General features: G+C 68.3%; 8 protein-coding genes. 3 read left to right on the top strand and 5 right to left on the bottom strand.

Features of this window, described 5'->3' with window-relative positions:
* On the bottom strand, positions 1-197 hold a 197-nt coding region (locus tag WBL05_RS04810; RefSeq protein WP_424224106.1), incomplete at its 3' end, for a hypothetical protein.
* A gap of 57 nt (positions 198-254) precedes the next feature.
* On the opposite strand from WBL05_RS04810, the gene purL reads away from it, so the two are divergent.
* Positions 255-2510, top strand: coding sequence for a phosphoribosylformylglycinamidine synthase subunit PurL (purL, locus tag WBL05_RS04805; RefSeq protein WP_424224104.1), 2256 nt, complete (start codon positions 255-257; stop codon positions 2508-2510).
* Positions 2511-2554: 44 nt separating this feature from the next.
* On the top strand, positions 2555-3895 hold the full coding sequence (locus WBL05_RS04800) for a M20/M25/M40 family metallo-hydrolase (protein ID WP_424224103.1): 1341 nt from the start codon (positions 2555-2557) through the stop codon (positions 3893-3895).
* A 208-nt stretch (positions 3896-4103) separates the two neighbouring features.
* Here WBL05_RS04800 and WBL05_RS04795 read toward each other — a convergent pair whose 3' ends face one another.
* The 4 genes from WBL05_RS04795 to WBL05_RS04780 all read right to left on the bottom strand — a co-directional run bounded on the left by WBL05_RS04795 (position 4104) and on the right by WBL05_RS04780 (position 7045).
* Positions 4104-4826, bottom strand: a complete 723-nt coding sequence (locus tag WBL05_RS04795) for a sulfite exporter TauE/SafE family protein (protein ID WP_424224102.1) — start codon at positions 4824-4826, stop codon at positions 4104-4106.
* 65 nt (positions 4827-4891) lie between these two features.
* A complete protein-coding gene (gene rpiB, locus WBL05_RS04790; protein ID WP_424224101.1) occupies positions 4892-5377 on the bottom strand; it encodes a ribose 5-phosphate isomerase B in 486 nt (161 codons plus the stop codon).
* 35 nt (positions 5378-5412) lie between these two features.
* Positions 5413-6048, bottom strand: a complete 636-nt coding sequence (gene pdxH, locus WBL05_RS04785; protein WP_424224100.1) for a pyridoxamine 5'-phosphate oxidase — start codon at positions 6046-6048, stop codon at positions 5413-5415.
* Positions 6049-6082: 34 nt separating this feature from the next.
* On the bottom strand, positions 6083-7045 hold the full coding sequence (locus WBL05_RS04780) for a C-terminal binding protein (protein WP_424224098.1): 963 nt from the start codon (positions 7043-7045) through the stop codon (positions 6083-6085).
* A gap of 225 nt (positions 7046-7270) precedes the next feature.
* On the opposite strand from WBL05_RS04780, the gene WBL05_RS04775 reads away from it, so the two are divergent.
* A complete protein-coding gene (locus WBL05_RS04775) occupies positions 7271-7804 on the top strand; it encodes a hypothetical protein (RefSeq protein ID WP_424224097.1) in 534 nt (177 codons plus the stop codon).
* Positions 7805-7901 lie beyond the last annotated feature (97 nt).

Raw genomic sequence — 7901 nt, 5'->3', positions numbered from 1 at the left:
CCGACACCCGGCAGGCCGGACGAGCCGATCGCCACCACCCGCGCCGGCCCCAACGCCGCCAACCCTGCCCGCACTCGATCAGCCAACTGTTCGAGCACCGGGCGGTCAGTGACCAGCGGCTCCAACTCCACGACATGTTCTGGCGCGTCGGCCAGCATTGCACGGCAGCCGGTCTGGCCGGCGTCCAGGCAGAGCATTCGCCCACTGTACTGACCGGCGGATGCCACGAAACCCTCCTCGGATAGCCTTTGTGCGTGGTCGACACAGTAGAGAACGCCCGGCGCACCCCCGAACTGGACCAGCCCTGGGCTGCGCTGGGGTTGAAGGAAGACGAGTACCAACAGATCCGCGAATTGCTCGGTCGCCGACCAACCGGCGGCGAACTGGCAATGTACTCGGTGATGTGGTCGGAGCACTGCAGCTACAAGTCCTCCAAGATCCACCTCAAGCGTTTCAGTGCCCTACCGCAGACCACCCCCCGCGGTCGGCTGCTGGCCGGCATCGGTGACAACGCCGGTGCCGTCGACATCGGCCAGGGCTACGCCATCACCTTCAAGTCCGAGTCGCACAACCACCCGTCCTACGTCGAGCCCTACCAGGGTGCGGCCACCGGCGTCGGCGGCATCGTGCGTGACATCCTCGCGATGGGTGCTCGTCCGATCGCGGTGATGGACGGCCTGCGGTTCGGCCCGCTGGACGCTCCGGACACCGGACGCGTGCTGCCCGGTGTGGTCGCCGGCGTGGGCGGCTACGGCAACTGCCTCGGCCTGCCGAACATCGGCGGCGAGGTCTACTTCGACCCCACCTACTACGACAACCCGCTGGTCAACGCCCTGTGCGTGGGCGTCATGCGGCACGAGGACCTCAAGTTCGCCAAGGCCACCGGCGTCGGCAACAAGGTAATCCTGTACGGCGCGGCCACCGGCGCCGACGGCATCGGCGGCGCGTCCATCCTCGCCTCCGAGACCTTCGACGACACCAAGCCGTCCAAGCGTCCGGCGGTGCAGGTCGGCGACCCGTTCATGGAGAAGCTGCTCATCGAGTGCACCCTCGAACTGTTCGCGGCCGGGGTGATCACCGCCATCCAGGACCTGGGCGCGGCTGGCATCTCGTGCGCCACCAGCGAACTGGCCTCCGCCGGAGACGGTGGCATGCACTGCGAACTCGACCGGGTGCCGCTGCGCGACCAGACCATGACCCCAGAAGAGATCCTGATGAGCGAGTCGCAGGAACGCATGATGGCCATCTGCGAACCCGATGACGTCGACCGGTTCATGGAGATCTGCGTCAAGTGGGAGGTGCAGGCCACCGTCATCGGTGAGCTGATCGAGGGCGACCGGATGTTCATCGACTGGCATGGCGAACGCATTGTGGACGTCGACCCGCGGACGGTCGCGCACGAGGGCCCCAGCTACGACAGGCCGCAGGCGCGTCCCAACTGGCTGGACGGCCTCAATGCCGATCACGCCAACCACCTGCCGCGCCACAACGAAGGGCCGCAGCTCGCGGATACGCTGCTGCGACTGGTCGGGTCGCCGAACCTGTGCGATCGCAGCTGGGTGACCGACCAGTACGACCGCTTCGTGCGCGGCAACTCGGTGCTGGCCCAACCCGACGACGCCGGCATGATCCGCATCGACGAGCGCACCAACCTCGGTATCGCGCTGGCCACCGACGCCAACGGACGCTACTGCCAGCTCAACCCGTACCTGGGCGCCCAGCTTGCCGTGACCGAGGCGTACCGCAACGTCGCGGTCACCGGCGCCCAGCCGGTGGCGGTCACCGACTGCCTGAACTTCGGCTCCCCGGAGGATCCCGAGGTCATGTGGCAGTTCGTCGAGGCGATCAGGGGGCTGGTGGACGGCTGTCTGGCGCTCGGCACCCCGGTGACCGGTGGCAACGTCAGCTTCTACAACCAGACCGGCGGACGCAACATCCTGCCCACGCCGCAGGTCGGCATGCTTGGCGTCATCGACGACGTCCGCACCCGGATCCCGATGGGCTTCACCCAGCCCGGCGACGTCGTCCTGCTGCTCGGCGAGACCAAGGAGGAACTGGGCGGTTCAGCGTGGTCGGAGGTCATCCACCAGCACCTCGGCGGGTTGCCGCCGTACCCGAACTTCACCGGTGAGCGGGCGTTGGCGTCGGTGATGATCCAGTCGGCCGCCCGCGGGCTGGTCCGTGGTGCCCACGACCTGTCGGAGGGCGGGCTGGGGGTCGCGCTGGTCGAGTCCTGCCTGCGCCACGGTTGCGGCGCGTCGGTCCGGCTGCCGGAGGGACTGGACGCCACCTCAATGCTGTTCAGTGAGACCCCGGCCCGCGCCGTGGTCGCCGTCCCGGTCAACAGGCTGGAGGAGTTCCTCACCCTGGCCGGGCAGCACTGGCTGCCGGCCGCGGAACTGGGTGCTGTCACCCGCGAGCGCGAGCTGGAGGTGCAGGGGCTGTTCACGTTGCCGCTGGAGCAGCTCGAGCAGGTCTGGAAGGCGCCGATCCCGGCCGCGATGGGGTAGCACCCGCAGGTCCGATCGGCCGGCGGCCGAGTAGGGTCAAGCCCATGGTTGATGTTGCCGCGATCCATGAACGTGTCGATGCCGTGCTGCCCGGGGTGCTTGACGACCTGGTCCACCTGGTCTCGATCCCCTCGATAAGCTCCCAGCCCGAGCACGCCGGTGATGTCGCGGCTGCCGCCGACACCGTGGTGGGGCACCTGAAGATGCTCGGCTGCGACCGGGTCAAGGTCGTGCAATCGGGTGGCCAGCCCGCGGTCATCGCCCACTTCGACGTCGACCCCGCCCTGCCGACCGTCTGCCTGTACGCGCACCTGGACGTGCAGCCGACCGGCGACCCGGCCCTGTGGACGACCGCCGACCCGTTCGCCGCAACCCGCAAGGGTGACCGGTTGTACGGCCGCGGAACCGCCGACGACAAGGCCGGCGTCGCCGCCCACCTGGCGGTGTTGCGCGCCTACGACGGCAAGCCCCCGGTGAACGTCACCGTGCTCATCGAGGGTGAGGAGGAGATGGGTTCACCGACCCTGGCGCGCATTCTCGCCGAGAACCGGAACGACCTGGAGGCCGACCTCTACGTCATCGCCGACTGCGGCAACTGGGCCGCCGGGGTGCCGGCCTTCACCACCACCCTGCGCGGGGTGGTGGACTGCGTGGTCGAGGTGCGGACGCTGGCGCACCCGGTCCACTCCGGCCAGTTCGGCGGCGCTGTCCCGGACGCCCTCACCACGCTGTGCCGGTTGCTGGCCACCCTGCACGACGAGCAGGGCGACGTGGCCGTGGCCGGCCTGGTCGACAACTCCGCCCTGCGCGAGTCGTACCCGGACGCCGACGTGCGGGCCGAGTCCGGGCTGCTCGACGGCGTCCAGCCGATCGGGACCGGGCCGATCGCCGCCCGCACCTGGACCAAGCCGGCGATCTCGGTGATCGGCCTGGACACCACCCCGATCGCCGAGTCGTCCAACACCCTGATCCCGGCCGCGAAGGCCCGGTTGTCGCTGCGGGTGGCTCCCGGCGACACCGCCGAGCACGCCTGGCAGTGCCTGAAGCGGCACCTCGAATCGCACATCGAGTGGGGGGCCCGGCTGAGCGTCACCAACGCCGAGCGCGCCGAGCCATGCATCATCGAACTCAGCGACGACCTGGCCGAGAAGGCCAACCGGGCCTGGCGCTCGGCCTACGGCGCCGAACCGCTGCTGATCGGCACCGGCGGCACGATCGGCATGATCGCGGAGTTCCAGCGGGCGTTCCCGGACGCCGGCATCCTCGGCACCGCGGTCGCCGACCCCGACAGCCGGATGCACGGCATCGACGAGTCGCTCTACCTGCCCGACTGGGCTGCGTCGTGCCGGGCCGAGGCGGTGCTGCTGGCCGAACTGGCGCAGTAGGCCGCCCGGCGATCCGGGTCAGCCAGCCGGCCGAAGCAGGTCGGTCGGGTTCGGCAGCACCACCCGCCGGACGCCACAGCAGGTCGTGCGCCAGGTAGCGGTCGTCCTGGGTCAGTCGGATCCAGCCGACACGCTCGCGGTCGCGTCCGCGCACATGAGCGAAGACGGTCGGCTCGTTATCAGTCACCGAACAAGGTCAAGGGGCCTGTCAGAGCAGCGCCTGGCCGAGCAGCAGGGTCGCCGCAATACTCGACAGCACCAGCACGCCGCTGCGGAAGGCTCGCGGGCTCAGCCGTCCCCGCAGCCGCCGGGCAGTGATCATTCCGATAATGGTCGCGGGGATCATCGCCAGGCCGACCCAGACCGCGTGACTGGTCATCGCCCCGCCCAACGCCAGACCGGTCAGCGAGGTCGCGGTGGCGAAGATGAAGGTTGCTGCCAGGGTGGACCGCACCGTGGCCGGGTGCTCGTTGGCCAGCACGATGGCGACCGGCGGCCCGCCGATGCCGGACGCCGTACCCGACACACCCGAGATGAAGCCGGTCGCCATCAGCGTCCCGGCGTTCAGGCTGATCCTGATCCGCACCAGGTTGAGCACCACCATGGCCAGCACGATGATCGCGATGGTGGCCTGCAGCGCCCGGGTGGGCAGGGTAGCCACCAGCCAGACGCCGATCGCGGTGGCCGGGACGGTGCCCGCCATCACCCAGCCGACCGCCCGCCAGTCCAGGTGCCGGTGCTCGTCGATGAGCGAGAACACCGGCATCGCGACCGAACCCAGGATCGCGGCGACCGGTACCAGGGACGGCTCGGCCAGCGCGAGGATGGGGGAGGCGAGCACCCCCATCCCGAAGCCGATGACGCCTTGCACCACAGCACCCATGAAGGCCAGCGTGATGGCGAGCAGAACTATCCAGATGCTGACCGACATGGTCTTGACCTGTGGCTCCTTCCGGGGACGCGGTCCCCGTATTCAGTTGGGTGGTGCGGGAGGGGTCACGCCTGCGCGGCCTGGTCGGCGAGCGCGATCTCCTCGTCCTCGATGGCGGCGATCTTGGCGAAGCGTTCGGCGAACTCGCCGCCGTTGATGCCCTTGAACTCGGCGCCCAGGAAGGCGTCCACGATCGACTTGGCCATCTCGGGCCCGACCACGAAGGCGCCGAAGGCGATGATCTGGGATCCGTTGTTCTCCCGGGTGTGCCGGGCCGTGAACGGTTCGGAGCAGACCGCTGCCCGGATGCCGCGCACCTTGTTGGCCGAGATCGAGATCCCGATGCCGGTGCCGCAGATCAGCACGCCGCGCTCCACCTCGCCGTCGCGGATCGCGTGGGCGACCTTGCGGGCGTAGGTGGCGGAGTACTCGGGCTGTTCGCCCTCGCCGGGTCCGTAGTCGACAACCTCATGGCCGGATTGCTTCAGATGTTCCACGACGACACCCTTCAGGCCGAAGCCTGAACCGTCGCTGCCGATTCCAATTCGCATGAAACCATTCAAGCAGATCTGTCCGGGGTGGCAATTCACGGTGCCAACCGCTCCCGCTGCCACAGCCCGTCGATCAGCCGATAGTGGATCCGATCGTGCAGCCTGGACTTGCGCCCCTGCCAGAACTCCCAGGCGTCCGGTACCAGGCGGTAGCCGCCCCAGTGCTCGGGGCGCGGCGGGTTCAGGCCGTACCTGGCCGTCACCTCCGCCACGTTCTTCAACAGGACGCCGCGGCTCGCGATCACCTGGGACTGCGGCGAGGCCCACGCCCCGATCCGGGAGTCCAGCGGACGGACCGCGAAGTAGGCGTCCGACTGGGCCGGATCGACCTTCTCGACCCGGCCCTCGATGCGGACCACCCGCTCAAGTTCGACCCAGTGGAACTGCAGCGCCGCGAATGGGTTCGCCGCCAGCTCCTGACCCTTGCGCGAGAGGTAGTTGGTGTACCAGACGATGCCGCGCTCGTCGACGTCCTTGATCAGCACCACCCGGGTGGACGGCCGGCCGTCGGCCCCGACGGTGGCCAGGGTCATCGCGTTCGGCTCCGGCACCCCGGCCTGCTCGGCCTGCTCGAACCACTTGCGGAACTGGGCCAGCGGCTCCGACAGCGTGTCGGCCTCGTTCAGTTCGTCGCTCTCATAGCTCTTGCGCAGGCCGTGAAGTCGTCCCATGGGCTTCACCCTATGCCCCGGCCGCGACAGCGCATTACCTGTTGCGCGGCACCACGATGTTCTTGCACTCGCGGCCCTTCAGCACGTCGATGACGTTCTGCATGACCCGCCGCTTCAGCTGGTAGTAGGACTCCTCGGAGTAGTAGGCGGCGTGCGGGGTGAGGATGACCCGGTCGAGCTTGGTGACGGGGGCGTCGGCGGGGATCGGCTCGGTCTCCAGCACGTCCAGGCCTGCACCGCGCAGCTTGCCCGACTCCACAGCGCGGACCAGGGCGTCGGTGTCGACCACGCCGCCGCGGGCGGTGTTGACCAGGATGGCGCCGTCCTTCATCTGGGCAAAGGTCTCGTCGTTGAACAGGTGCCTGGTGGACGTCATCAACGGGATATGGACGCTGATGATGTCGCTGGTGGCCAGCAGTTCGGCCTGGCTGACCACCGCGAACCCGTCGACCTCGGTGGTGTCGGCGGGGATCATCACGTCGCTGACCTGGGTCTTGAAGCCCAGGCCGCGGGCCTTCTCGGCGCAGGCGCGCCCGATGGCGCCGAACCCGAGGACGCCGAAGGTCATGTCGACGAACTGGTGGATCGGCATCGCCGGGCCGAGGTCCATCGTCGACCTGCGGGCCTGCGCGTCCAGGGTGGGCAGGTTGCGGGCCACCGCGACCGCCAGCGTGATCGCGTGGTCGGCCACCGACTGGGTGCCGTAGTCGGGCACGTTCACCACCACGATGCCGCGCGCCTCCGCGGCGTCCAGGTCGATGGTGTCAACGCCGACGCCGTAGCGTCCGACCACCTTCAGTTCCGGCAGCAGGAAGTCCATCACCTCGGCGGTGATGTCGGCGTACTGCACGACCAGCCCGTGGCTGCCCTTGACGCGCGGGTCGAGTCCGGCGTCCTTGCCGCCGCCGAGGAAGTGGAACTCGACGCCCTCGGCCTCGGCGACGCCCTGCTCGACTGCGTAGGAGTCATGGTCAAGATCGGTGATGGATACGCGCATGGTTGCCCCTTCGAACCTGGCCCACGTTGGCTCGTGGCCAGCAAAGACGGATGGTCGGCTTGACGTTGCGATTATCGCATATCCTCCACGACCCCGGGACCTGGCTGTTGAGAGCCGCTTCAGCCACGATCACCAGTCGATAGCTGGCGGGTGGACCCCTAAGAGTTCGGTAACGTTCAGGCCGACGGTTGCCAGGCAGGCTGTACGACCTCAGAGGCATTGAATATGGTCGATATCGACCACAGTCGGATGCCAGCCGATGCCGGCCACCGACACCCCCAATTCCGTCTGCGCGAGGAGTTGTTGAGCATGAGCAGTGTTCACGCGAGCGATCACATCAAAGACCTCCCCCAGTTGGAAATGCCGGCTGCGCCCGAAGATCTGAAGACGGGCAGCCCGCTGGGGATGTTCAAGTACCTGGGCCCTGGTCTGATCATGGCCTCGGCATCCATCGGGTCGGGCGAGATCTTCTTCGCCTCGCGCGGGGGCGCCGTATTCGGCTACGTCCTGTTGTGGACGTTCCTGGCCGCAGCCGTCCTCAAGGGCGTCGCGGTGTACTCGGGCACCCGATACATCACGCTCACCGGTGAGAGCCCGTTCGCCCGATTCGGCCAGATCATCCCCGGACCTAAGAACTGGTTCCCGGTGCTGCTCGGCATCCTCGCGGTCATCTCGTTCCCCTCCTGGGCGGGCGGCTTTGCCAACTTCCTCGGCCAGTGGAGCGTATGGGGCTCTTCCCAATCGAGGGTGGGTGGGTGACGGCGCGGGCTGAGCGTTGAGGAGCCTTGTCGCCGCGAGGATGTGGGTGTCGAATCCCATCCAGCAACAACAAGGCCCATGTCTGACGCTACCTCAA

It is taken from the genome of Brooklawnia sp., assembly GCF_049651565.1.
Lineage (GTDB): Bacteria > Actinomycetota > Actinomycetes > Propionibacteriales > Propionibacteriaceae > Brooklawnia.
The sequence above is the reverse complement of the archived record's forward strand: the minus strand, read 5'-3'. Positions and strand labels throughout refer to the sequence as shown.

What these genes read in the sequence shown, in the direction of transcription:
- rpiB (WP_424224101.1), bottom strand. Translation starts at nt 5,377, where the DNA reads ATGCGAATTGGAATCGGCAGCGACGGTTCAGGCTTCGGCCTGAAGGGT.
- WBL05_RS04775 (WP_424224097.1), top strand. Translation starts at nt 7,271, where the DNA reads ATGGTCGATATCGACCACAGTCGGATGCCAGCCGATGCCGGCCACCGA.
- WBL05_RS04780 (WP_424224098.1), bottom strand. Translation starts at nt 7,045, where the DNA reads ATGCGCGTATCCATCACCGATCTTGACCATGACTCCTACGCAGTCGAG.
- WBL05_RS04795 (WP_424224102.1), bottom strand. Translation starts at nt 4,826, where the DNA reads ATGTCGGTCAGCATCTGGATAGTTCTGCTCGCCATCACGCTGGCCTTC.
- pdxH (WP_424224100.1), bottom strand. Translation starts at nt 6,048, where the DNA reads ATGGGACGACTTCACGGCCTGCGCAAGAGCTATGAGAGCGACGAACTG.
- WBL05_RS04800 (WP_424224103.1), top strand. Translation starts at nt 2,555, where the DNA reads ATGGTTGATGTTGCCGCGATCCATGAACGTGTCGATGCCGTGCTGCCC.